Consider the following 25,410-nt stretch of genomic DNA (forward strand, 5'->3'; position numbering starts at 1 on the left):
TAAAACACATCAATTATGGAAATGCCAATTAACCCCATTGCAATACCTATTGCTGCCATTGCAGCCCTAGTCGTAGGATTTATATGGTACAACCCAAAAGTATTTGGAAATGCTTGGATGAAAGCTTCAGGTATGACTGAAGAAAAAATTAAAGGAGGAAACATGGCTAAAATATTCGGATTAGCGTTTGTTTTCGCACTTTTACTAGCAGTACAACTTATGCAAATGACCAATCACCAATGGGGAGCCTTAGGAATGGTTGGAGGAGATCCAACAGGCGCTTTACCTTCATTTGAAGCTTTTATGGCTGATTACGGAACGGCTTATCGAACGTTTAAGCATGGTGCTTTTCACGGCACACTTGCTGGAATTTTTGTAGCCCTACCAATCATCGGGACGAATGCCTTATTTGAACGAAAAAGCGCAAAATACATTTTTATAAATGCTGGTTATTGGATTGTTACATTAGCTGTAATGGGCGCCATCCTTTGTGGGCTTTAAAATTTTGTAATGTTTTAACATATTTAAAGACTGAAGATGTTTAATTTTCGGTCTTTTATTTTTCTATTGATACAATTCAAAATATATAATAGTGTTAGCCAACTTCCCGAATCTTGGGATAAGCTACCTACTAACGATATTTTTTTAAAATCTAGTTTTTTAGAAGGACTAGAAAAGTCTTTTCCAACAAATATAACGGCATATTACGTAGGTGTTTTTAATAACCAGAAATTAGTTGGTATTGCTATCATTCAGCGTGTGCAAATGTATGCTGATGATATTTTTAGAAAAAGTAATACCAATGGTTTAAAGCAGTTTGCTAAACAAATGATTTCTAAAATAGTTAAAGGAAACGCTTTGGTAGTTGGGAATTTGATGCATACTGGGCAGCACGGAATTTACTTTATTGACCATGCCATTTCACAATCCGATTATTTATACCAAATAGAAAAAGCTCTGAATGCTTTGATTGAAGAAATTAAACTGAAATTCAATAAAAAAGTACGCATTATTGTGTTTAAAGATTATTTTGAGACTGACAGCATTCATGAAAGTTTAGACTTCTTTGAAACCAATAATCTTTATAAGATTCAAGTACAACCCAATATGATTTTCAATATTCCTAAGTCATGGAGAAGTACGGAAGATTATATTTCTGCCTTCAACAAAAAGTACAAACGACGCTATAAAACGGCTAGAAAAAAAGCCACGAATCTTACTTTTAAAGAGTTGGATGAAACCTTTTTGAAAGCACATGAGGATATCATTTTTGATTTATATGAAAACGTATCAGATAATGCTCGGGTTAATTCGTTCAAGTTAAATGCAAATCATTTTTATGAATTAAAAACGCATTTAAAAGATAAATTTAGAGTTTTTGGAGTTTTTTCAAAAGATCAATTGGTAGGTTTTTACACGCTGATTTTAAATAATGAAATCTTAGAAACCTATTTTTTAGGTTATAATAAAGCGCTTCAGCACCAATATCAAATGTACTTAAACATGCTTTTTAATATGGCTTCTTTTGGAATTGATAACGGATTTAAAACCATAGTTTTTGCAAGAACAGCCATGGAAATAAAAAGCTCTATAGGAGCCAAACCACACACCATGCATGTGTATTTAAATCACACCAATAACTTTATAGCCAATACACTTTTAAAGGGTATCGTGAAGTATATGAACCCAATACAAACCTGGGAGGAACGCCATCCGTTTAAATAATTTTAGTAATTCTTTAAGATAGTTTTTGTTTAAAAATTAGTAATTTAAGGATTATGGAAAAGCTAAAAACAAACGTGCTTAGTGAAATTTCTGCCTTAACTCTAGAAATCGAACAGGACTATCCTGAACTTCTAAAATATCTTGATGAAACTAGAAGTACATTACCACACGGCAACGAAAATAGTTCGATGGATATGAAATCTCTTGAAGATTACAGAGAAACTTTAAAAGAGTTAATTCAGAGTTATGGTAAAAACAGAAAATAAAAAACCTTCAAATTTTACAATTGAAGGTTTGGGTGTGCCTATGTTTTAATTTAATTACTCTTTCTTTTTCTTAGCAGCTTTCATGGCTTCACCAATTTGGTTACTTGCGGCAAAACTCGCTACCATGTCGTTTAGCATATTGCTTCCTGCTTGTGGTGCGTTAGGAAGTAAAATAAGGTTGCTATTGGTCTCTTCACCTAGAGATTGTAAGGTATCATAATGTTGTGTTACAACAATTAATGCAGAGGCTTCTTGACTATTAATACCAACACGGTTTAAAACCTCTACCGACTCTTCTAATCCACGTGCAATTTCACGACGTTGGTCTGCAATACCTTGTCCTTGTAAACGCTTACTTTCCGCTTCAGCTTTTGCTTTTTCAACTATTAAAATACGAGCCGCATCTCCTTCAAATTGTGCTGCTATTTTTTCACGTTCAGAAGCATTAATTCGGTTCATGGCCTGTTTCACCTGAGAATCTGGATCAATATCCGTAACTAAGGTTTTAATGATATCAAAACCGTAATCTAACATCGCATCATTTAATTCGGCTTTTACAGCTAATGCAATGTCATCTTTTTTCACAAATACATCATCAAGTTTCATTTTAGGTACTTCAGCTCGAACTACATCAAATACATAACTTGTAATTTGTTCGTGCGGATAGTCTAGTTTATAAAAGGCATCGTAAACCTTCAATTTTATAACCTTATACTGTACCGAAACTTTTAAGCGTACAAACACATCATCAAGCGTTTTGGTTTCTATTATTACATCTAATTGCTGAATTTTTAAACTTAGTTTGCCTGCCACTTTATCTACTAATGGAATTTTTAATTGTAATCCAGATTGACGGATACTTTGAAACCTACCAAAGCGTTCTATTATGGCTGCGGTTTGTTGTTTAACTATAAAAAAGGACGAAATTAATATAACTAAGCCCAAGATAATGAATGGAAGTAAAACGAAGTTCATGACTAATAATTTAATGGTTAACAAATAGGTTTACTAATTTACGCTATATTTGGGCATTTAACCCTGAAACAGAATGAAAATTAATAAACTTTTCTTATTAGTAGCTTTAGCTATATGTTTTGTTACAAAAAGTTATTCCCAAAAGGGAAAATACCCAATTACCAATGGATTTGGAATAACCGGTGGCCTTACTAAATTTAATATTGTTACTGATAATTTTAAAACGAAAGAGGCGAACGGATTCGTAGGTGGAATAAGCGCCACCGTAGATATTCCTGTAAGGTGGTATAACGTAAGTTTTGGCATGCAACTTTCTGAAAGCACAATTGAAATTTCAGGCAGACCTGCTTTAATTAGTTCTGAAGAAGAATTTATTGAATATAAAATGTTTGCAGCACAGGTAGCTATGTTGTTGCATGTAAAAGTGATACCGCATTATTTTACTATTGATGTTGGTCCCATGTTGCAATACAACGGAAAGCTAGAATTTAAAGATAGAAACCAAGAAGGGTATTACATAAACAATTACAGTAATTTAACCGCTCAAGATATTACCAATATTTCTCAGTTTAATTTTAATGGCGCTATTGGTGCCTCATTAGGTGTTAGCAATTTTAAGTTGAAAGCACAATATATCTATGGGTTTACTAATATTTTGAGCAAACTAGAGAGTGAAAATTTAGACACCACCGGTGGCGATGCTCGTTTTAAAGGAAACCAGACCATGTTGGTATTAGGCGCTACAGCTTTTTTCTAACTGGTTAATTCTGGTTTTCGAAAATATTTTTTCCGTAGCCAAAACGAGACTCTTACTAATAAAATCAATGCTGGGACTTCCACTAATGGTCCTATAACACCTGCAAAAGCTTGTCCTGAATTTAATCCGAAAACGGCAATAGCAACAGCTATAGCCAACTCAAAGTTGTTTCCAGCTGCAGTAAATGCTACAGAAGCGGTTTTATCATAGGTGGCGCCAGAAGCTTTGGTAAAGAAGAACCCAATAATAAACATTAGAGTAAAATAAATGAGTAGCGGTACTGCTATAATTAATACATCCATAGGGATTTCTACAATTAACTCGCCTTTAAGTGAAAACATCACTACAATAGTAAATAATAAAGCGATTAAGGTTAATGGAGAAATAGTTGGAATGAATTTTTTGCTATACCATTCTTCGCCTTTTAATTTCACTAGTATAACGCGACTTAAAATCCCCAAAAGGAAAGGAATACCTAAATAAATAGCCACACTTTCTGCTATGGTTGCAATGGAAATATCTACTATTGCGCCTTCAAATCCGAAATATGGAGGCAGAACAGTAATAAAAATCCATGCATAAAAGCTATAAGCAAAAACTTGAAAAAGGCTGTTTAGCGCAACGAGTCCTGCGCCATATTCACTGCTACCTTCGGCCAAATCATTCCAAACTAAAACCATGGCAATACATCGGGCAAGACCAATTAAAATGAGTCCAACCATATATTCTGGATAATCACGTAAAAAGGTAATGGCTAATAAAAACATTAAAACGGGGCCAATTATCCAGTTTAAAATTAGAGAAATGGACAGGATTTTAACATTGCGAAACACTTTAGGCAAAAGCGCATAATTAACTTTTGCTAAGGGCGGATACATCATTAAAATTAATCCGATAGCAATGGGAATATTGGTGGTTCCGCTGTTAAATGAATTGATAATGTTAGGAAACGATGGTATAAAGTAACCCAATACAACACCAACGGCCATGGCTACAAAAATCCATAAGGTTAGATTTCTGTCTAAAAAACTTAATTTTTTTGTTGCCATTTGTTAGGATTTAATTTGAGAAAAAACATAAAATAATTCCGTAGCTATTTGAAGACTACGCTCATTGTATTTTTCTGCTTGAAGCGGTGTGTTATCAAATGCTTTAGGGTCTTCAAAAGTAATTGGTATACGTTTTTCAGCTCCAGGAACAAAAGGGCAGGCCTCATTGGCAGAATCACAAGTCATAATTGCTGCAAATTCAGATTTAGGATTAAAATCGTCATCTAATTTTTTTGAAAACCCAATAATTGGATGCACATTTTCAGAATATTTTATACTGTAAACCGGGTTGCTACCTTCAGAGATGGTTTTAATCAGAAACCCTGATTTTTTTAGGGTTTCTGCAGCCATAGGAAAAAGCGCTGTGGCTTCTGTTCCGCCAGAATAACAAAACACTTGTTTAATATTAAAATAATTAGCCATTGTTTGCCCCCATGCTTGAGACAAGTGACTTCTTCTAGAATTGTGTGTACAAATAAAGTTGATTCTTATCTCTTGATTGTTGTTTGTTTTCTGTTGAACAAAATCTATTAAAGGTTGTAATATGGTTTTACGCGATTCTGAAATGGTATCAGGTTGTAACGTTTGGATTAATTTTTCAATTTCCGAATACATGGTTGATTAAGTTGGAGTTATTTATTTGTTTAAAGTATAATTTAACAGCAGTTTCCGTCTGGTGTGCAACAAGGTTCATCATTCAAATCAGACATTCTCACTTTTACTTTTTCAGCAGGAATACCACAGTTATCTTTAGCTAAACAATCTGTTTGTTTTGAGGTTAATAGGAAATCTTTCCCATCAAAATCAAGTCCAAATTTTCCAATTGTTTCTCCTTGATATTCAACTTCAACCTCTAAATCACCAATATTAAGTTGTTTTTCAGAAAGTTTTATAATGTTTAATAGTTTTTCAGGATGCAATCTATGGTCGTAATCATTGGCATTCCAAAGTTGAAAGTTTACAACCTCCTCGTTTCTAATTGTACCACCACAATCAATAAAATGTTTAGTAATTTTACCAACTTCGGTAACGTGAAAATGCTTTGGAACTAAGTCTCCGTTAGGTAATTTAAAAGCAATGTTATTCAGTTCTTCTAAAATTAATTTTACTTGTGAAAGTTTCATAATGTTATATGTTTATTGCGATTAATAAATTTAAATTTTTTTAGCAGCAGTCTTGTTTTTTAGTCAGATCTTGATTCAGAAATTCGGTCATAACTTTTTTCATGGCCTTCCAATTATCTTGGTCTATGCAGTAGCAAACACTTGTGCCTTCAACATTACCCTTAATTAAACCTAAGTGTTTAAGTTCTTTGAGATGTTGAGAAATAGTTGGTTGTGCTAGTCCAATTTCCTCCACCAAATCGCCACATACACAAGTGTTAATTTTAAATAAGTGCTGTAAAATGGACACTCGGGCAGGATGTCCAAACACCTTTGCAAAAAGAGCGATTTCGTTTTGCAGGTCGGTAAACATTTCTGTTTTAGCTAATCCCATGTTTTCTTTAATTTGTTTATTGCAATATTACGATTAATAGATGAAACAGCAAAATATTTTTATGATTTTGCTGTGTAATTTAGAATGAAAAATGGTAAGTGTCTGTATTTAATAAGACTTTTGGAGCCTAAAATTACAGTTTGTTAATTACCTTTTCAATGCGTTTGATACTTTCATTTTTACCAATCATAAACATGATATCAAACACATCAGGACCTTGTAGAGCTCCCACCAATGCTAAACGAAGAGGCATCATAACTTTTCCAAAACCAATGTCGTTTGAGGTTATCCAGCCTTTTATTTTAGTTTGAAGGTTAACAACGCTAAAATCGTCAATTCCATCAATAATTTCAATAAGTTGAGTCATTAATGGTTTTGTATCGTCCTTAAACGCTTTTTTCGAAGCTTTCTCGTCGTATTCAGGTGGTGCAACAAAAAAGTAATGGGTTAAATCCCAATAATCGCTTATAAATGTAGCGCGTTCTTTTACTAAACCAATAGCCATTGCGATGTAGTTGACATCAATTTCAGCAAGTTCACTGTGTTGAGATTTAAAAGATTCGGCTAATACCTCATTCGATTGCTCTTGCATATAATGATGGTTAAACCATTTGATTTTATCAGGATCAAATCGTGCGCCAGATTTGTTTACACGCTCTAATTCAAAAGCATTTATCAGTGCATCTAAATTAAAAATTTCTTGTTCGGTTCCAGGGTTCCAACCTAAAAAAGCTAAGAAATTAACCATAGCTTCAGGGAAATAACCATCTTCTTTATATCCTCTAGAAACATCGCCTGATTTTGGATCTGTCCATTTTAAAGGAAATACAGGAAAGCCTAATTTATCGCCATCTCGCTTGCTTAATTTACCTTTTCCTGTTGGTTTTAAAATTAATGGCAAATGTGCAAATTCAGGTGTTTCCCATCCAAATGCTTTATATAACTGATAGTGCAATGCTAATGATGGCAACCATTCTTCTCCACGAATAACGTGAGTGATTTCCATTAAATGATCGTCTACAATATTTGCCAAATGATACGTTGGCATACCATCACTTTTAAATAATACTTTATCATCTAGAATATTGGTATCAATTTTAATGTCGCCACGAATAATATCTGTTAGGTGTAATGTTTCGTCTTGCGGACTTTTAAATCGAATCACATAGTCTTCACCAGCTTCTAGTTTAGTCTGAGTTTCTTCCGCGCTAAGCGAAAGAGAATTCGATAATTTTAATCGATTATGCCAATTGTAAATAAAGGTTTTGCCTTTTGCTTCGTGGTCTTTTCTATGAAAATCGAGGGTTTCGGCAGTATCAAAAGCATAATACGCATTTCCAGAAGCAATCAGTTCATCGGCGTATTGTTTGTATAAATGTTTGCGTTCACTTTGTCTGTAGGGTCCAAATTTTTCGTTCTTTCTTGGGCCTTCATCAAACGGAATGTTGCACCAATTTAAACTGTCAATTATATATTGTTCTGCACCTTCAACATAGCGATTTTGGTCGGTATCTTCAACCCTTAACACAAAAGTGCCGTTATTTTTTTTAGCAAATAAATAGTTGAACAATGCAGTTCTTACACCACCAATATGTAGTGGTCCTGTTGGGCTTGGTGCAAATCGCACGCGAACATTTTTAGTCATGTTTTGTTAGTTATGACTGCAAAGATAAATATTAAGAAAGAAGAGGGAAGTTCTAACCCAGAAGATTTAATAATTTTTAGAAATTCATTCCTTCAGGTATACGTTTGTTCATGATTTTAAACCATAAAGGCGGCACTAAAGACAAAACCATCGAGGTTGGATAGCCGTAAGGCATTTGTGGACTTTCTTCGTGGCATTCTAAAATCTGATACTTTTTAGAAGATTTATAATGATGATCGCTATGGCGGGTTAATTCATATAGAATGATTCTTCCAATTATATGGTTTGAATTCCACGAATGAATGGCTTTTACACGCTCGTATCTGCCCGATTTAGTTTTAGCTCTAAGCAATCCGTAATGTTCTATATAATTAACAGTTTCAAGCAATACAAACCCAACGATACCGGAAAACAATGCAAAAAGGAACCCTGTAAGGCCAAAAACAAAGGCAATTATACCAAGATATAATAACTGAAGAATAAGATACCATAACATATCATTTTTAAAAGACAAGACACTTAAGTTATTATTAACGAGAAGTTTTTTCTGGATTTTCCAAGCACTTATGTACTGCCTAAAAATTGAGGTTACCCAATACGAATACACGCTTTGGTTATACCTGGCAGTTGCGGGGTCTTCTTTAGTCGCAGCATGTAAATGATGCCCGTAATTGTGCTCAATATAAAAATGCATATACAAAGCTGGTAGCAATAAGGCTTTGCCTAAAAAACGCTCGTTTGTGGTTTGTCTGTGCCCAAGTTCGTGCGCTACATTAATTCCGTTTACACCTAAAACAATACCCATTGAAATTATTAATCCAACAAATTCATAACTCTCAAGAGAGTTCGTTGTTACAGTCACTAATGCAAAAATTAACAAGCCAAACACAATAGGCAGATTAAGGTATAGCAACCAATCAAATAGTATTTTGTTTGTTCGGGATTCCACTTCTTCCGGACCCAAATTTTTGTTGTCTATGGGAAATATCAGTTCTAAAATAGGAATTATAATAAAACCGTAAAAAGGCGTTAAATATGAAAACACCCCTTGGAAATGTATAGCAAAAAAAGTAACCAAAGGAATCGTATAAGCGGCTAAGTATTTTAAATCTTTCATTTAGATTTTAATGATGAACAACGTATTAACGAAGTTTTAGTAAAGTTAGTAAATTGAAGTACAAAATAAAATTGTAGTTTAGTAAGTTAAATAAGGCAAGTTGAGTGATTTCGAGCACATACAAACCAAATTAGAAGCATTTATTAGGCGCTATTACACTAATGAGTTGCTTAAAGGCGCTATTTTATTTTTCGCTATTGGTTTGCTATATTTTCTATTTACCGTATTTATTGAGCATGTTTTATGGCTAAACACAACCTCTAGAACGGTATTATTTTGGCTATTTATTGGAGTAGAATTTGGCTTGCTTGTAAAGTTTATTTTCATTCCGTTAGCAAAGTTATTTAAGCTTCAAAAAGGGATAGACTATCATGCGGCTTCAAAAATAATTGGGCAGCATTTTCCTGAAGTGAACGATAAATTATTAAATGTACTTCAATTACATCAAACACTATCAGAATCCGAATTACTTTTAGCCAGTATAGAGCAGAAGTCTTTAGAGTTAAAACCTGTCCCTTTTAAACTCGCTATTAATTTTAAAAAGAATTTAGGGTACTTAAAATATGCTGCAATTCCGGTAGTTATCTTGCTTCTAACTTTTGCTACAGGAAATTTTAACTGGTTTAGCGATAGCTATAAACGAGTTGTTCATTATAAAACAGCTTACGAACCACCGGCACCGTTTCAGTTTTTTGTGGTAAATGAAAATTTAGATGCCATTGAGAATAAAGATTTTAAACTTATTGTGAAAACAGCAGGCGAAATAATCCCTGAAAGTGCTCAAATAAGCTATAATAATGAAACTTATTTTTTACAACAAGAAAGCGCTGGTGAGTTTGAATATGTGTTTACGCAGCCTAAAGAAGCCATAACCTTTCAGTTGTTGGCAAACGAAGTCATATCTAAACCTTACACAATTAATGTTGTTGAAACCCCTTCTTTATTGAGCTTCAACATGGTATTAGATTACCCCAGTTATACAAAAAAGAAAGATGAGGTTTTAAAGAGTACAGGAAATGCCATTGTTCCTGAAGGCACTCTTGTGAGGTGGCAACTTCAAACTAAATCAACAGATCAGGTGTTTCTTTATGCCAAAGATACTATGGGCTTTAAATCACAAAAACGAAATATTTTTGAAGCAACAAAGCAACTATTTTCTAATTTTGATTACACCTTAAGTACAAGCAATAAAAATCTTAAAGATTACGAAAATTTATCTTTTAGCATTGATGTTATTAAAGATGAATATCCAGAAATTGATCTAAAAGTAAAGCGTGATAGTTTGGATTTACAAACGCTATATTTTTACGGACAAGTAAGCGACGATTATGGGTTTAGCAAGTTGCAAATGGTTTATTATCCTTCTGATAAGCCAAAGGAAAAGAAGTATGAAGGCATACCATTATCGAATTCTAATATAGCAGATTTTATTAGTGCATTTCCAAATCAATTAGATATAGAAGCTGGGGTTTCATATGAATTATTTTTTCAAATTACTGATAATGATAGAGTTAACAACTACAAAAGCACCAATAGTAGCGTTTTTACTTATAGAAAGCGTACTGAAAGTGAAGAAGCCGAGAAGAAGTTAGAAGAGCAAAGCGAAACAATTAAAGATTTAAATAAGTCTTTGAAAAAGTTTGATGAACAAGACAAACAATTGCAAGAACTTACCAAGACTCAGAAAGAGAAAACCAGTTTAAATTTTAATGATAAAAAGAAGCTAGAATCATTTTTTAAGCGCCAACAACAGCAAGATGAAATGATGAAAAACTTCAATAAAAAATTGAAGAATAATTTGGAGGAGTTTCAAAAAGAAAATCCAGAGCAAGATCAGTTTAAAGAAGATTTAAAAGAGCGTTTAAAAGATAATGAGGAGCAATTAAAGAAGGACGAAAAACTTTTGGATGAGATTAAGAAGTTACAAGAAAAGATAAATAATGAAGAGTTGGTAAAAAAACTCGACGATTTAGCAAAACAGAATAAAAATAAGAAGCGAAGTTTAGAACAGTTATTAGAACTTACGAAGCGCTTTTACGTTGAAAAGAAATTAGAAAAACTAGGAGACGATTTAGATAAGTTAGCAGACGAACAAGAAAAACTGTCGCGTGAGAATGAGGAAGAAAACACCAAAGAAAAACAAGACGATTTAAATAAACAATTTGAAGACCTTGTAAAGCAATTAGAAGAATTAGAGCAAGAAAGTGAAGATTTAAAAAAGCCAATAGATATCCCTAGAGATAAGTTGGATGAAAATGAAGTAAAAAAGGAACAGCAAAAAGCTTCGGAAGAATTACAGAAGAAAGAGGAGCAACAAAACTCTGAAGAAAACCAAACACCTGAAAATACTCAAGAAAATCAGAATACAAAAAACGCCCAAAAGAGTCAGAAGAAGGCAGCTCAAAAGATGAAGCAAATGAGTCAGCAAATGCAAAGCATGATGCAAGCTAGTGGAGGAGAGCAGATACAAGAAGACATGGATATGCTACGTCAAATACTTGACAATTTAGTGTTATTTTCTTTTGATCAGGAAGCGTTAATGGAGCGTTTTAAAAGCGTAGAGATTAATCATAATAAATATGCTGGTTACCTGAAAAAGCAGAGTAATTTACGGGAGCATTTTCAACACATCGATGATAGTTTATTTGCATTGTCTTTACGTCAACCAAAACTTTCAGAACACGTTAATAAGGAAATTACGGAAGTGTATTATAACATGGATAAGGCATTGAGTTTGTTAGCCGAAAGCCAATTGTATCAAGGTATATCTAATCAACAATTTACGGTTACTGCAGCAAATAATTTGGCAGATTTTTTAAGTAATATGCTTGATAGTATGCAGGAAAGTATGAGTATGTCGGCTGGTAAAGGAGGTGATGGGGATATGCAATTACCGGACATTATTATGAATCAAGAAGAACTTAATAAAATGATGGAGGAGGGTATGAAAAAAGGCAAGAAGGGAAAGCCTAATGAAGGTGAAGGTGAAAAAGAGGGAGAAGGTGAAAAAGAAGACGAAAAAGGCAAAGATGGAAAATCTGGTAAAGACGGAAAGGAAAAAGGAAAAGAGAAAGGTGAGAATGGAAAACAATCAGGAGGCGAAGGCGAAGGTAATAGTGAAGAAGAAAATGAGCTATTGTTTCAAATTTATCAACAACAACAGCAATTACGACAGGCTTTACAGGATAAAATAGAAAAAGAAGGTTTAGGTGGTAATGGGGATGCGCTAGTTCGTAAAATGGAGGATATTGAATTGGATTTACTAAATAATGGTTTTACAAATCAAGTGCTTCAAAAAATGATGGAATTGAAGCATCAATTATTAAAATTAGAAAATGCAACCTTTCAACAAGGAGAAGATAATAAACGCGAATCAGAAACAAATAGAAAGCAATTTGACGGTTCTTCTACCAATCAGATCCCCAAAGCCAAACAATATTTTCAAACTACTGAAATTTTAAATCGTCAAGCTTTACCTTTGCAGCAAGTTTATAAAAAGAAAGTTCAAGAGTATTTTAAAAACGCTAATGATTAATTTCAATTACGAAACCGATTTTATTTTGGAATCAGAAGAGGAAGTTATCAAATGGGTAATAGAAACCATTTCTGCTGAAGGATTTAAATTAGAAGAAGTCAATTATGTGTTTTGTGATGATGACTATCTTCACAAATTAAATGTAGAATTTCTAAAGCATGATACGTTAACAGATATTATTAGTTTTGATTACTCTATAGGAAAAATAATACAGGGCGATGTTTTTATTTCTGTTGAACGGGTGAAGGAAAACGCTAAAGATTTCGGTGTTAATTTTATTGAAGAACTACATCGGGTTATCATTCATGGTATATTACATTATTGTGGCTACAAAGACAAAACAGCTGAAGAGGCTAAAACCATGCGTAACAAAGAAAATTTCTACCTGGCGCAACGTATTAATAATTAAAGATTTCAACGTATATTTGCAAACTTAAATTAGCGACATGTTCCACGTGGAACATGCAAATTGAATTATAGAATTATGTTTAACGAGCTTTATGATGTTATAGTTGTTGGCGCAGGACACGCAGGAAGTGAAGCTGCTGCTGCTGCTGCAAATATGGGAAGCAAAACGTTGCTAGTTACCATGAACTTACAAAACATTGCACAAATGTCTTGTAATCCTGCTATGGGTGGCATTGCTAAAGGGCAAATTGTGCGTGAAATTGATGCTCTTGGTGGTTACAGTGGAATTGTTTCTGATTCTTCAGCAATTCAATTTAAAATGCTAAACAAATCTAAAGGACCCGCTATGTGGAGTCCGAGAGTTCAGAGTGACAGAATGCGTTTTGCTGAAGATTGGAGGTTACTATTAGAAGGTACGCCTAATCTTGATTTCTATCAAGAAATGGTTTCTGGGTTGTTGGTTGAGAATCATAAAGTGGTTGGTATTAAAACATCTTTAGGAGTTGAAATAAAAGGAAAATCTGTTGTACTAACTAACGGTACTTTTTTGAATGGATTAATTCATATAGGTGATAAAAATTTTGGTGGAGGACGAGCTGGAGAAAAAGCAGCAACTGGAATTACAGAGCAGTTAGTTCAATTAGGTTTTGAATCGGGAAGAATGAAAACGGGAACACCTCCTCGTGTTGATGGTAGATCTCTCGATTTTACAAAAATGACGGAACAACCTGGGGATGAAAACCCTGAGAAATTTTCCTATTTAGATATTACAAAACCATTAGTAAATCAGCGGTCTTGTTATATGACTTACACAAGTGAACAAGTGCATGATTTATTACGTGAAGGTTTTGATAGATCACCTATGTTTAATGGAAGAATAAAAAGTTTGGGTCCTCGATATTGTCCTTCTATAGAAGACAAAATAAATCGTTTTGCTGATAAGGATAGACATCAATTATTTATTGAACCGGAAGGCTGGAATACATGCGAAGTATATGTAAATGGCTTTTCAACGTCTTTGCCAGAAGATGTTCAGTTTAAAGCTTTACGTTCGGTAGTTGGTTTTGAGAATGTGAAGTTTTTCAGACCAGGTTATGCCATTGAATATGATTATTTTCCACCTACTCAATTAAAACATACTCTTGAAACTAAACTTGTAGAGGGCTTGTATTTTGCAGGTCAGATTAATGGAACCACTGGTTACGAAGAAGCCGCGTCGCAAGGTTTAATGGCTGGAATAAATGCGAGTTTAAAAGTTCAGGAAAAAGAAGCGTTTACTTTAAAAAGAGACGAAGCTTATATTGGAGTATTAATAGACGATTTAATTACGAAAGGTACAGAAGAGCCTTATCGCATGTTTACATCTAGAGCTGAATACAGAACTTTGCTTCGTCAAGATAATGCAGATTTAAGACTTACACCTAAAGGCTATGAGTTAGGTTTAGCCTCAGAAAAGCGTTTGAAGCGCATGGAAGAAAAACACGAAGCGGCTGAAAAATTCGTAAGTTTTTTTGAAACTCAAAGTGTAAAACCAGAAGAGATTAATCCGATTTTAGAATCTAAAAATTCGGCACCAGTTAATCAATCGGGAAAACTTTTTAAAGTGTTTTCTAGACCTAATATTGAAATGGATGATGTTAGAAAAGTTCAAAGTGTTGAAGCATATATTCAAGAAAACAATCTAGATAGAGAGGTAATAGAGCAGACCGAAATTCAAGTAAAATATTCTGGTTATATCGCCAAAGAAAAAAATAATGCAGATAAATTATCAAGATTGGAGTATGTAAAAATTCCAGCTAACTTTGATTACTCTCAAATAAAATCGATGAGTTATGAAGCGCGTGAAAAATTAAAAAAAATACAACCAACAACTGTTTCTCAAGCATCAAGAATTAGTGGTGTTTCTCCTAACGATATTTCTGTTTTATTGGTTTATATGGGAAGATAATTTTGAAACGTTCCACGTGGAACACTTTATTTTTATAAACTTAAACCTAGTATAAAGATCTTTTTTAAAGCTAACTTCTATTTAAAATTCGTGACAAAACAACACACAAATCATATTCATTTAATAATAAAAGATCACTCCGTTTCAGGAGAGAAATTCGAATTAGTTGAGAATTCAGAATACGGATTTCTTGAAACCAAACCACAACCATCTTCTGATAAATTATCTGAATATTACAAAAGTGAAGACTATATTTCGCATACAGATTCCAAAAGAAATCTATTTGAAAAAGTGTATCATTTGGTTAGAAGTTTATCCCTTAAAAAGAAATTGAACTTAATTAATTCTTTTTCATCTGAAAGCAAAACACTATTAGATGTTGGATGCGGAACAGGAGATTTTTTGCAAACGGCATTAAAAAACAAATGGCAAGTCTCAGGAATAGAACCTAATGTACAAGCTCGAGAAATTGCTAATAAAAAAACAAACAATGCTGTTTTTGAAATCGAGCAACTTTTAAAATTTCAAGCTTCCAGTTTTGATGTGATTACACTTTGGCATGTGCTAGAGCATTTACCAAACTTAGAAGATCATATGGCGGTTTTTAAAAAACTTTTAAAACCAAACGGTACTTTAATTATTGCGGTTCCAAATTATAAAAGTTATGACGCCAAATTTTATAAAGAATTTTGGGCTGCTTACGATGTGCCTCGACACCTTTGGCATTTTAATAAAGATTCTGTTTCAAAACTAGTTTCCAATTTTAATTTTAAAGTTGTAAAAGTTAAACCCATGTGGTTTGATTCATTTTATGTGAGCATGCTTTCAGAAAAATATAAATCTGGAGCCATGAATCCTATTAAGGGAATATGGGTAGGATTGCTGTCTAATTTTAAAGCAATAAGTAGCAAAGAGGCTTCTTCATTAATTTATGTCATCAAAAACAGCTAAAATCAATTCTTAGAAAGTCTAGTCTTTTTTCTTTAACTAAAACGTACAAATACTAGCTAGATTTCTAAAAGCGCTTTAGAACGCTTTATTTGAGTTTATTTTTAATAGATAATTCTTATTTAAAAAAAATACTTAATAAATGTTTGTTATAAGTTAAATTCAGTCAAAATTAAGTTTTGTATTTACCATACTTTATTACATTTGTGCGGATTATATATTTTGAACACCATAGATTAATTATTAAATATAAAAAAATGAAAAACGTAGTTTATGTCGCTTTAACAATGTTAGTTTTAGCGTCTTGTCAAAAACCAAATAAAATTGGTTTTATAGATAACGGAACAGTAATTAACGATTTCCAAGAGAAAAAAGATGTTGAAGCCAATTTTCAAGTTAAGCAAGAAGCTTTTGGAAAAAGAGCCGATAGTATAAGTCAAGCATTTCAGGCTGAAGCACAAAAAGGACAAGCCGAAGCGCAAAGATTAGCTAGAAGTAATAGAAAGAAAGCTGAAGAGTTGATGTTAGGTTTGCAACAAAAACAACAACAGTTGCAACAACAAATGCAAATGGAACAACAGCAATTAAATCAATCTTTTCAAACAGAAATAGATTCGGTGATTGTTCATGTTAAAGATTTTGTAAAAGATTACGGAAAAACTAATGGCTACGACTACATTCTGGGAACAAGTGACGCGGCAGCCACGGTGATGTACGGAAACGAAGCAAGCGATTTAACACAGACGATATCAGATGCTTTAAACGCTAGTTATAAAAAGTAAAAACAAAACAATTTAGAATTTAAAAGCTGGCTAATTAGCCAGCTTTTTTGTGTCTTTTAAGGAATAAAATAGTGTTATTTTTACAGCTTAAATGAATTCATGGAAACTAAAAAGCTTCAACGCATTGCCTTAAACACCTATTTCTTTTTATCTGGATTGTGTTTTGCTACTTGGGCATCGAGAATTCCTACTATAAAAGACAATTTTGGGCTTAATGATGCGCAATTAGGAACCATTTTATTGGTCATGCCCATTAGTGCTTTAATAGGAACCGTTGCTTCAGGTTGGTTAGTTTCTAAATTTGATAGTCGAGACCCGTTGGTAATTGCATTTATCTTTTTTGCCTTATCGTTAATAGGCATATCTTACGTAAACACGACATTCTTATTAATGGTATTATTAGCTTCATTTTCAATTTTTATGCGCGTATTAAACATTGCAATGAACGCCCAATCTATAACGCTTCAAAAGACATATCATAAAAAGATAATTGGCTCATTTCATGGTTTATGGAGCATCGGTGGTGTTTTTGGTGTATTGTTTTCTACTCTAATGGTAAAAGCTGAGGTTTCTATGGGAACGCATCTTTCAATAATAGCAGTAATTACCATTTTAGGCTCTATAGTAATGTATCAGAATTTACTTACTAATGATAAGTCTGTTACAGGAAACAAACTAATTTTTGGCAAGCCAGACACCTTTATTTTATACTTAGGAATGCTCATTTTTTTCGCTTCCATTTGTGAGGGTGGTATGTTTGATTGGAGCGGAATTTATTTTAAAGAAGTGGTTAAAGAAGAAGTCTTCACATATGGATATTTATTGTTTATGATTTGTATGGCGCTTTCAAGGTTTTTTATAGATCGATTATTGGATAGAATCGGAATGCCAAAAATGTATATATTCAGCAGTATTTTAATTACAACAGGTATTTTATCTGCGGTGTTGTTTCCTAACTTCTGGACTGCATTAATAGGTTTTTGTTTGGTAGGTATAGGTGTTTCTCCTATTTTCCCAATGACTTATATGTTGGCAGGTAAATCTCAAAAATATTCTCCAGGAATGGCTATTTCAATAGTAGGAACATACTCTATTGTGGGTATGTTTATTGGACCACCTTTAATTGGTTATTTATCGCACGCGTTTGGTTTACAAAAGGCGTTTTTAATTATTATGTTTTGCGGTTTAATGTTTATTCCAATTTCTCAATTGTTTTTTAAAAATTTAAAACAAGAGGTGTAATTATACCATTTACGTGTAAAAAGAAAACGCTTTTGGTATAATTATGACTTCAAAACTACCAGAACCCACAAGTTCTCCATCAGCTTGTATTAATGGCTCCTTCATTTGATCAATTTCGACAGTTAAACCTTCTGTTTTGAACGTTTTCACTTTGTGGTGTCTGGTAACATTTCCATTAAATAATTTAGGAAGATTACTCACAATTTCTAACTTTCTTAAATTCTTAGCGACCGAAATATCTAATAAACCATCAAACGGATTTGCACTTTCAGTGAGTTGCATGCCACCACCAGAATACTGGCACAAACCAATAAGAATCATTAAAGTTTTTCCAGAAATCGTTTCAGATTTGGAAGCAACTTTAGCCTTAAAATTTTTAAACCTAAATAAACTTATTATAGTTCCGTATAAATAAGCAATAGCTCCAAGGTGTTTAAATTTATGAACTTTACTAACAACAAATCCGTCAAAACCAATACCGGCTAGATTAATAAAAAAAATGGGTTTATTTGAGTTGTTCCTAATTACAATTTCACCAACATCTTGGGTCTTCAATTGGCCATTTTTTATAATTTGAATGCAGCTTTCAAAATCTTTAGGTATGTTATGTGTTTTTACCCAATCGTTGCCAGTTCCAATAGGAATAACTCCAACTTTAATCTCTGCTGTTGGTATGAGATTTTGAGTCATAATAGCATTTACCATATTATGTAAAGTCCCATCACCACCAACACAAATAAAATGCTTTATGTTTTGTATTAAAGCTTGATGTAAAAGTTCAGTACTGTGTTTCGGGTATCTTGTAAATTCAAATTGAAAGTTAAATTCATATTTTTCAAGCAACGCTTTAATGTTTGGCCATTTTTTCCGGCTCAAACCATTGCCCGAAGTTGGGTTAATAATAACAAACCATGTTACAGGAGCAGCACTCATTAGTCTGCTTTTTTATGAAGTAGTCGTGTTAATTTAATCGACAAATCTGTCAATATAATTTTAGAATTCCCGTTACGCTCAATATGATAGATAGCATCTTGCAATTCGTTGCTTATATCCATAATGTTATTGCCATGGATGAAAGGCGCAAAATTTTCAAGTTTAAATTTTTCAGTTTGTGGTTCAAGGTAAACTAAGTCGGTAGCATTATAATTCAATAGCAATGCCTGACGAAAAAAATCTAAACAAAAATTAAGAAATTGTTTTTGGGTTTCTCTTCCTGTTTTTGCAATATCTTCACTCCAAGAAATTAAATCGTGAATTGCAGCTTTATTACCCTTGGCTTTAAAAGCGCTTCTAATCCAGAAAACAAACCAAGTTTCAAACTGGGTATCTTCAGAATCTTGATAAACCAAATCGCAAGCCTTGTTATAATTTCCGTTAGATTGATGTGCAATTTTTGTTGCAACACCCATTTCAATATTATACTGTTTTACTAGCGCATTTTTAATCACATCTTCAGCTAAAGGCGGAAAATGTAAAATCTGGCAACGCGATCTAATCGTGCTAATAATCGATTCTTCATCTTCAGCGATTAACAAAAATATCGTTTTATTAGGCGGTTCTTCTATTAGTTTTAGCAGTTTATTGGCGCAGGCCGTATTCATTTTTTCTGCCATCCAAATCAGCATCACTTTATAACCGCCTTCGTAAGCTTTCAGCGAAAGCGATTTTACAATTTCGTAAGCCTCATCAACCCCAATTTGCCCCTGTTTATTATCAACCCCAAGCAATTTGTACCAATCAAATAAGTTACCATAAGGTTGTTCTTTTAAAAGTTGGCGCCATTCTTCAAGATAAAAACTAGAAACCGGTTTGCTTTTCACTTTATCGCTAGTAGTCACAGGGAAAGCAAAATGCAAATCTGGGTGCGAAAAATTTTGAAACTTCAAGTTACAAGCTTGATTTCCTGTATTATTTTCACCGCCAGAATTCGCACATAAAATATATTGTGCATAAGCCAAAGCCAAAGGTAAAGTGCCAGAACCTTCATTGCCAACAAATAGTTGAGCATGCGGTATTCTACCATTATCTACACTTTGCGTAAGGTGTTTTTTTATGTGGTCTTGACCTAAAATGTCTTCAAAAAGCATAAAACAAAAGTAAATCAATTTTATTAGATGCAAAGCACCAAAAACACAGTAAATGAGATATAAATTATTATTAGGGCGTTACCGCAAGGGTCGGGCTTTCGGTAGTTGCTTCCCGATAAAAAAATCGGGAGAGCTTCAACAATACCTCAATCCCTAACGCAAAATCGCGTTTTTCAAGAAAATTAAATATTTCTTTCAAGCTATATCGTTTTCGTGAAAAAAGTCATTTTTTATCCTTCTATATTTAGTTACATTTGTTGTTCAAAATACTAAGAAACAAAAACATATATATAAATGAAAACGCTTAACGATTTTAATTTCGAAAATAAAAAAGCATTAATCCGAGTAGATTTTAACGTGCCTTTAAATGAAAAATTTGAAGTTACAGATGCTACAAGAATTGTATCTGCAAAACCTACTATTATTAAAATTTTAGAAGATGGCGGAAGCTGTATTTTAATGTCTCATTTAGGTCGACCAAAAGGATTTCAAGATGAGTTTTCATTAAAACATATTGCCAATAAAGTGGAAGATATTTTAGGCGTTGAGGTAAAAACGGTGAACGATTGTATTGGCGACGAAGTTGAAGCTGCCGCTGCTAGTTTAGAACCAGGACAAATTTTATTATTAGAAAACTTACGTTTCTACAAAGAAGAAACTGCAGGCGATGTTGGGTTTGCCGAAAAATTATCAAAATTAGGAGATATATACGTAAACGATGCCTTTGGCACAGCGCATAGAGCACATGCCTCTACAACTATTGTTGCTCAATTTTTTGAAGGCAAAAAGTGCTTCGGAAATTTATTAGCTCAAGAAATTGAAAGCATTAATAAAGTAATGAAAACGGGCGAAAAACCTGTTTTAGCTATTCTTGGTGGTGCTAAAGTATCTTCAAAAATCACTATTATTGAAAATATATTAGATAAAGTAGACCACTTGATTATTGGAGGTGGTATGGCATTTACGTTTGTAAAAGCACAAGGCGGAAAAATAGGAAATTCTATTTGTGAAGACGATAAAATGCCTTTGGCTTTAGAAATTTTAAAGCAAGCAAAAGCTAAAAATGTACAAGTTCATATTCCTGTTGATACGGTTGCTGCCGATGCTTTTAGTAACGATGCCAATACGCAAACTGTAGATATAAATGAAATTCCAGACGGATGGGAAGGTGTTGATGCTGGACCAAAATCTATTGCTTTGTTTCACGATGTGGTAATGCAATCTAAAACCATATTATGGAATGGTCCTTTAGGTGTTTTTGAAATGGAAAAATTTGCCAATGGCACCATTGAACTTGGAAATTCTATTGCTGAAGCTACTAAAAAAGGAGCCTTTTCATTAGTTGGAGGAGGTGATTCTGTTGCTGCCGTTAAGCAATTTGGTTTTGAAGATAAAGTAAGTTACGTAAGTACCGGAGGTGGTGCTATGTTAGAAAGTTTAGAAGGAAAAACACTTCCTGGAATTGCAGCCATTCTAGAATAATTTGAAATAAGTTTTCAAATTACCTTTAAAAATACGAATTTAGCCATAACATCATTCATCAACGGAATAGATATTATGGCTTTTCGATTTTTTATAATAGTATGCTTCATAAATACAGGGATTTGCTTTTCGCAAGCCCTAGATTCTATTCCTTCAAGCAATAAAATCAAAGACACTATTCTGGTCCAAAATGTTCCAGTAAAAAACGCTGAAATTCAAGACAACCCAGTTGTTAATAAAGTAATTGAAGCAGAGGTTGACAGCACATCAATAACTAATTTAAAAGATAATGAGTTTGCTGCCCAACTTGATGACAAGTGGTACGAAGAACTCTATAGCAATAATTTATTTGATACCATTTATAATTCGGTGCAAAATCTAGATTATAAATCTGTTGATTATCCAGAATTACCAACCGATGTACTCAAGGAGCGCCTAAAAGAGCTTGATGCTAGAACACCCTTTAATGTAGAATACAATCCTTCTTTAGAAAGTGTCATAAAAGGATATTTAAAAAATAGGCGTAACTCCATTCAAAAACTCATCACTTTAAGTGCCTTTTATTTCCCAATGTTCGAAAGGGAATTAGATCTTTATGACATCCCTTTAGAAGTAAAATATTTAGCCATTGTGGAGTCTGCTTTAAAGCCACGAGCAAAATCTAGAGTTGGTGCAACAGGTATTTGGCAGTTTATGTTTAGTACGGGTAAAATGTACGGATTAGATGTAAGCAGTTATGTTGATGAGCGAAGCGACCCTATAAAATCTACCGAAGCAGCTGCAAAATATTTGGCGCGATTATATAAAATATTTGGCGATTGGGATTTGGCTTTGGCAGCATACAATTCTGGACCAGGAAATGTTTCAAAAGCGATTCGTCGCTCTGGAGGTTATCAAAATTATTGGAATATTAGGCATAACCTTCCTCGTGAAACAGCAGGTTATTTACCAGCCTTTTTAGCGCATATGTACATTTTTGAATATGCCGAAGAGCATGGGTTTAAGAAATACAAACCAGAATTGGCTTATTTTGAAACAGATACGGTTAGAGTTAAACAGATGATAACACTCGACCAAGTTTCAGAACTAACTGGAACGCCCATTGAGAAGCTTCAGTTTTTAAACCCGTCATATAAATTAGATATTATTCCTTTTGTTAAAGACGAAAATTACACCCTCAGATTACCAATTGATGTGATAGGAGAGTTTGTAAATAACGAGGAACAAATTTATGCTTATGCCAAAGCGGAATTTGATAAACGGGAAAAGCCTTTACCGCAGTTTTTTAATGCGAACGATAAAGTTACTTATAGAGTAAAATCTGGTGATTATTTGGGGAAAATTTCTAGAATGTATTCGGTTAGAGTGAGCGATATTAAAAGATGGAACGGACTAAGAAGTAACAATTTAAGTATCGGTCAAAGATTAACTATTTATCCAAGAAAGCCAGTTGTAAACAAGCCAGTTTCTACAAAATCGACAACAAAACCAAAACCTATAGCAGGAGAAGTAGTAACCTATATTGTACAAAGCGGAGATTCGCTTTGGAGTATTTCTCAAAAATTTCCTGGAGTTTCTATCCAAAACATTAAAGATTGGAACGGTATTAGTGGTAGTAAATTAAAACCAGGTATGAAACTTAAAATATCTAAAGGTTAAAACGCTTTAAAATTTAAAAAATATTATGCGAAATCTTCTTTATTTAGTATTTACAGTTACCCTTTTCACTTCTTGTGGAGATAAAAAATCAAGTAACGAAAAATTTCTTCCGGACGCCTCTGGTGCCATCAATAACGTTTCGGTTGTTGCCGAAAATGAGCTATGGGATGGACGTGTTGGAGACGCGATAAGAAATGTTTTGGCAAAACCAATTTACGGTTTACCACAAGACGAGCCAACATTTACTATTAGTCAAATTCCACCAGCTGTTTTTTCTGGTTTTGTTACTAAAAACAGAACGGTTCTAAAAATTGAAACCAATAAAGAAGCGGGTATGAACATTGCCGAAGATGTATATGCCAAACCTCAGAAAGTAATTACGGTTTTTGGAAAAACCAAAGAAGAAATTATCGAAGTTTTAAAGGCAAATGAAGACAAAATTATAGACACTTTTAGAAATGAAGAATTAGCCGAAAGACTCAGGCAAATGTCTAAATCACCTCATAGTTTTACTGCCATTAAGGAAAAACTAGGGTTAACCATTCAGTTTGCATCTATTTATCGCATTGCCAAAGAAACAGATAATTTCTTCTGGATTAGAAAAGATATAACCACTGGAACAAATAATTTGATGATATATGAATTGCCATATGATGCGATTACAAGAAATGACAGTGTTGTAAATCAAATTATAAAAATTAGAGATTCTATTGGTAAAGAACATATTGAAGGCCCCGTGGAAGGCTCCTATCTTATTACCGAAAATGCGTATACACCTTTTCATGGAGAAACCATTATTGATAATAAACCAACCCTAGAAACTAAAGGTATTTGGGATGTTAAAAATGCGTTTATGGGAGGGCCTTTTATAAATTATGCCATTGAAGATAAAATAAACAAGCGTTGGGTAGTTATTGAAGGTTTTGCCTTTGCACCATCGGTTGAAAAACGAAATTATATGCTGGAACTTGAAGCTATAATTAAATCAGCAAAAATTGAATAGATAAAGAAGACATTATAAAAAGAAAACCAGCTCAATGAGCTGGTTTTTTTCTATCAGGAAAATTTAGTTTAATCTTTTTTATCTTCTGAAGTTTCTTCTTCTTTGCTAGCGTCTTTAAATTCTTTAATTCCACTGCCCAATCCACGCATCAATTCTGGTATTTTTTTACCTCCAAATAACAGTAAAACAACCACAACTATTAATGCTATTTGCCAAGGCCCGATAGCTAAGGGTATCATAAGTAAATTCATAATAATGATTTTAAAAAGCAAAGTTAATAATTAAAGTTAAATAAAATCGTTTTATGCATAACTTTAGCATATTCTATATATCAGAACATAGCCTAAGAGAATAAAAAACACTCTTGGTTAAAACCAATAATATTAAATAAATTCTATTTATTTTTGTTTCAACATGGCAAACAAGAAAAAGAAACCCAAAAAGATAAAGCGAAAATTACTCGATAAGTATCGATTGATGATACTTAACGAAAATACTTTTGAAGAACGTTTGTCGTTTAAATTAACGCGACTCAATGTCTTTGTGATGAGCTCTTTGGTTGCTATTTTTTTTATCACATTAACTTACTTGCTTATAGCATTTACGCCGCTAAGAGAATATATCCCTGGATATTCTTCTACAGCCCTAAAAAAGAAAGCTACGGAATTAAGTTATAAAACGGATTCTTTGCAACGTGTTATAGCTATGAACGATCGATATTACGAGTCTATTAAAAAAGTGTTAACAGGCGATTTAAATGCGATAGACTTTAATAAAGACTCTATTGTTCAGGCTGTAAAACTAGAAGCTAGCGAAGTAGATTTAACGCCAATTGCCGAGGATTCACTCCTTCGTGAAAAAGTAAATAAAGAGGATAAATATAACTTGTTTGAATCAGCAACCTCAGCCACTAATTTTGTTTTGTTCCCACCAGTTAGCGGTACGATAAGCGAGCCATATAATGCAAAAGAAAAGCACTATGCAGTAGATATTGTATTAGCAAAAGATACACCAATAAAAGCAACTGCCGATGGCATTGTGGTTTTTGCAGAATGGACCGCTAGTACAGGATACGTAATCATTCTAGAGCATAGTTATGGTTTAATTTCAGTTTACAAGCATAATGCATCCTTAACAAAAAGTCAGGGTGATTTAGTTAAAGCAGGAGAAGTAATTGCAACGGCAGGAGATACTGGCGAACTTTCAACAGGACCACATTTGCATTTTGAACTTTGGAATGATGGTTATCCCATTAACCCAACTAATTTTATAGATTTTAAATAGA

At 33.4% G+C, this 25,410-nt stretch carries 24 protein-coding genes; 14 read left to right on the top strand and 10 right to left on the bottom strand.

Annotation, left to right across the window (positions count from 1 at the left end; all coding sequences use genetic code 11):
* The first annotated feature begins 21 nt into the window (after positions 1-21).
* The 3 genes from O5O44_RS01495 to O5O44_RS01505 all read left to right on the top strand — a co-directional run bounded on the left by O5O44_RS01495 (position 22) and on the right by O5O44_RS01505 (position 1,991).
* The gene (locus O5O44_RS01495; protein WP_289196458.1) at positions 22-501 is read left to right on the top strand and encodes a DUF1761 domain-containing protein; all 480 of its coding nucleotides are present in this window, start codon (positions 22-24) and stop codon (positions 499-501) included.
* Positions 502-567: 66 nt separating this feature from the next.
* On the top strand, positions 568-1,725 hold the full coding sequence (locus O5O44_RS01500; RefSeq protein ID WP_289195451.1) for a GNAT family N-acetyltransferase: 1,158 nt from the start codon (positions 568-570) through the stop codon (positions 1,723-1,725).
* A gap of 53 nt (positions 1,726-1,778) precedes the next feature.
* Complete coding sequence (locus O5O44_RS01505; RefSeq protein WP_019387974.1) at positions 1,779-1,991, top strand: hypothetical protein; 213 nt, start codon at positions 1,779-1,781, stop codon at positions 1,989-1,991.
* Positions 1,992-2,045: 54 nt separating this feature from the next.
* Here the strand turns inward: O5O44_RS01505 and O5O44_RS01510 are convergent, their stop codons facing one another.
* Complete coding sequence (locus tag O5O44_RS01510; protein WP_019387975.1) at positions 2,046-2,966, bottom strand: SPFH domain-containing protein; 921 nt, start codon at positions 2,964-2,966, stop codon at positions 2,046-2,048.
* A gap of 73 nt (positions 2,967-3,039) precedes the next feature.
* Here O5O44_RS01510 and O5O44_RS01515 point away from each other — a divergent pair, with 73 nt between their 5' ends.
* Positions 3,040-3,723, top strand: a complete 684-nt coding sequence (locus O5O44_RS01515) for a hypothetical protein (protein WP_019387976.1) — start codon at positions 3,040-3,042, stop codon at positions 3,721-3,723.
* Here O5O44_RS01515 and arsB read toward each other — a convergent pair.
* The 6 genes from arsB to O5O44_RS01545 all read right to left on the bottom strand — a co-directional run bounded on the left by arsB (position 3,720) and on the right by O5O44_RS01545 (position 9,031).
* On the bottom strand, positions 3,720-4,772 hold the full coding sequence (arsB, locus tag O5O44_RS01520) for an ACR3 family arsenite efflux transporter (RefSeq protein WP_289195452.1): 1,053 nt from the start codon (positions 4,770-4,772) through the stop codon (positions 3,720-3,722). The genes O5O44_RS01515 and arsB overlap by 4 nt on opposite strands.
* A 3-nt stretch (positions 4,773-4,775) precedes the next feature.
* Complete coding sequence (locus O5O44_RS01525; RefSeq protein ID WP_289195453.1) at positions 4,776-5,387, bottom strand: arsenate-mycothiol transferase ArsC; 612 nt, start codon at positions 5,385-5,387, stop codon at positions 4,776-4,778.
* 41 nt (positions 5,388-5,428) lie between these two features.
* Positions 5,429-5,896, bottom strand: a complete 468-nt coding sequence (locus O5O44_RS01530) for a DUF6428 family protein (protein ID WP_289195454.1) — start codon at positions 5,894-5,896, stop codon at positions 5,429-5,431.
* A gap of 40 nt (positions 5,897-5,936) precedes the next feature.
* On the bottom strand, positions 5,937-6,269 hold the full coding sequence (locus tag O5O44_RS01535) for an ArsR/SmtB family transcription factor (RefSeq protein ID WP_289195455.1): 333 nt from the start codon (positions 6,267-6,269) through the stop codon (positions 5,937-5,939).
* 133 nt (positions 6,270-6,402) lie between these two features.
* A complete protein-coding gene (gene gltX, locus O5O44_RS01540) occupies positions 6,403-7,914 on the bottom strand; it encodes a glutamate--tRNA ligase (protein WP_289195456.1) in 1,512 nt (503 codons plus the stop codon).
* Positions 7,915-7,990: 76 nt separating this feature from the next.
* Positions 7,991-9,031 (bottom strand): alkane 1-monooxygenase, encoded by a 1,041-nt coding sequence (locus O5O44_RS01545; protein ID WP_289195457.1) that lies wholly within the window; start codon positions 9,029-9,031, stop codon positions 7,991-7,993.
* 100 nt (positions 9,032-9,131) lie between these two features.
* Here O5O44_RS01545 and O5O44_RS01550 point away from each other — a divergent pair, with 100 nt between their 5' ends.
* The 6 genes from O5O44_RS01550 to O5O44_RS01575 all read left to right on the top strand — a co-directional run bounded on the left by O5O44_RS01550 (position 9,132) and on the right by O5O44_RS01575 (position 17,894).
* Positions 9,132-12,566: a DUF4175 family protein gene (locus tag O5O44_RS01550; RefSeq protein ID WP_289195458.1), complete on the top strand. Its 3,435-nt coding sequence runs from the start codon at positions 9,132-9,134 to the stop codon at positions 12,564-12,566.
* Positions 12,559-12,975: an rRNA maturation RNase YbeY gene (gene ybeY, locus O5O44_RS01555; protein WP_289195459.1), complete on the top strand. Its 417-nt coding sequence runs from the start codon at positions 12,559-12,561 to the stop codon at positions 12,973-12,975. The genes O5O44_RS01550 and ybeY overlap by 8 nt, the downstream gene beginning before the upstream one ends.
* Positions 12,976-13,050: 75 nt before the next feature.
* The gene (mnmG, locus tag O5O44_RS01560; RefSeq protein ID WP_289195460.1) at positions 13,051-14,922 is read left to right on the top strand and encodes a tRNA uridine-5-carboxymethylaminomethyl(34) synthesis enzyme MnmG; all 1,872 of its coding nucleotides are present in this window, start codon (positions 13,051-13,053) and stop codon (positions 14,920-14,922) included.
* A 90-nt stretch (positions 14,923-15,012) separates the two neighbouring features.
* Complete coding sequence (locus tag O5O44_RS01565; protein WP_289195461.1) at positions 15,013-15,873, top strand: class I SAM-dependent methyltransferase; 861 nt, start codon at positions 15,013-15,015, stop codon at positions 15,871-15,873.
* 254 nt (positions 15,874-16,127) lie between these two features.
* Entirely contained in the window at positions 16,128-16,652 is a 525-nt protein-coding gene (locus O5O44_RS01570; protein ID WP_289195462.1) for an OmpH/Skp family outer membrane protein, read from the top strand.
* 99 nt (positions 16,653-16,751) lie between these two features.
* The gene (locus tag O5O44_RS01575) at positions 16,752-17,894 is read left to right on the top strand and encodes an MFS transporter (RefSeq protein WP_289195463.1); all 1,143 of its coding nucleotides are present in this window, start codon (positions 16,752-16,754) and stop codon (positions 17,892-17,894) included.
* Between the two features lie 9 nt (positions 17,895-17,903).
* Here O5O44_RS01575 and O5O44_RS01580 read toward each other — a convergent pair whose 3' ends face one another.
* Positions 17,904-18,827, bottom strand: a complete 924-nt coding sequence (locus tag O5O44_RS01580) for a diacylglycerol/lipid kinase family protein (protein WP_289195464.1) — start codon at positions 18,825-18,827, stop codon at positions 17,904-17,906.
* On the bottom strand, positions 18,827-19,981 hold the full coding sequence (locus tag O5O44_RS01585; RefSeq protein ID WP_289195465.1) for a DNA polymerase III subunit: 1,155 nt from the start codon (positions 19,979-19,981) through the stop codon (positions 18,827-18,829). Before O5O44_RS01585 ends, O5O44_RS01580 begins: the two co-directional genes overlap by 1 nt.
* A gap of 294 nt (positions 19,982-20,275) precedes the next feature.
* Between O5O44_RS01585 and O5O44_RS01590 the strand changes: the two genes are divergently transcribed.
* From O5O44_RS01590 to O5O44_RS01600, 3 genes are all read left to right on the top strand, one after another.
* Positions 20,276-21,463: a phosphoglycerate kinase gene (locus O5O44_RS01590; RefSeq protein ID WP_019387991.1), complete on the top strand. Its 1,188-nt coding sequence runs from the start codon at positions 20,276-20,278 to the stop codon at positions 21,461-21,463.
* A gap of 75 nt (positions 21,464-21,538) precedes the next feature.
* Entirely contained in the window at positions 21,539-23,122 is a 1,584-nt protein-coding gene (locus tag O5O44_RS01595; RefSeq protein WP_289195466.1) for a LysM peptidoglycan-binding domain-containing protein, read from the top strand.
* A gap of 25 nt (positions 23,123-23,147) precedes the next feature.
* Positions 23,148-24,125: a DUF4837 family protein gene (locus O5O44_RS01600; protein WP_289195467.1), complete on the top strand. Its 978-nt coding sequence runs from the start codon at positions 23,148-23,150 to the stop codon at positions 24,123-24,125.
* A gap of 68 nt (positions 24,126-24,193) precedes the next feature.
* On the opposite strand, the gene tatA is transcribed toward O5O44_RS01600, so the two are convergent.
* Positions 24,194-24,376: a twin-arginine translocase TatA/TatE family subunit gene (gene tatA, locus O5O44_RS01605; protein ID WP_019387994.1), complete on the bottom strand. Its 183-nt coding sequence runs from the start codon at positions 24,374-24,376 to the stop codon at positions 24,194-24,196.
* Between the two features lie 163 nt (positions 24,377-24,539).
* On the opposite strand from tatA, the gene O5O44_RS01610 reads away from it, so the two are divergent.
* On the top strand, positions 24,540-25,409 hold the full coding sequence (locus tag O5O44_RS01610; RefSeq protein ID WP_289195468.1) for a M23 family metallopeptidase: 870 nt from the start codon (positions 24,540-24,542) through the stop codon (positions 25,407-25,409).
* The last annotated feature ends 1 nt before the right edge of the window (position 25,410 follow it).

It is taken from the genome of Algibacter luteus (assembly GCF_030344935.1).
Classification (GTDB): Bacteria; Bacteroidota; Bacteroidia; order Flavobacteriales; family Flavobacteriaceae; genus Arenitalea; species Arenitalea lutea.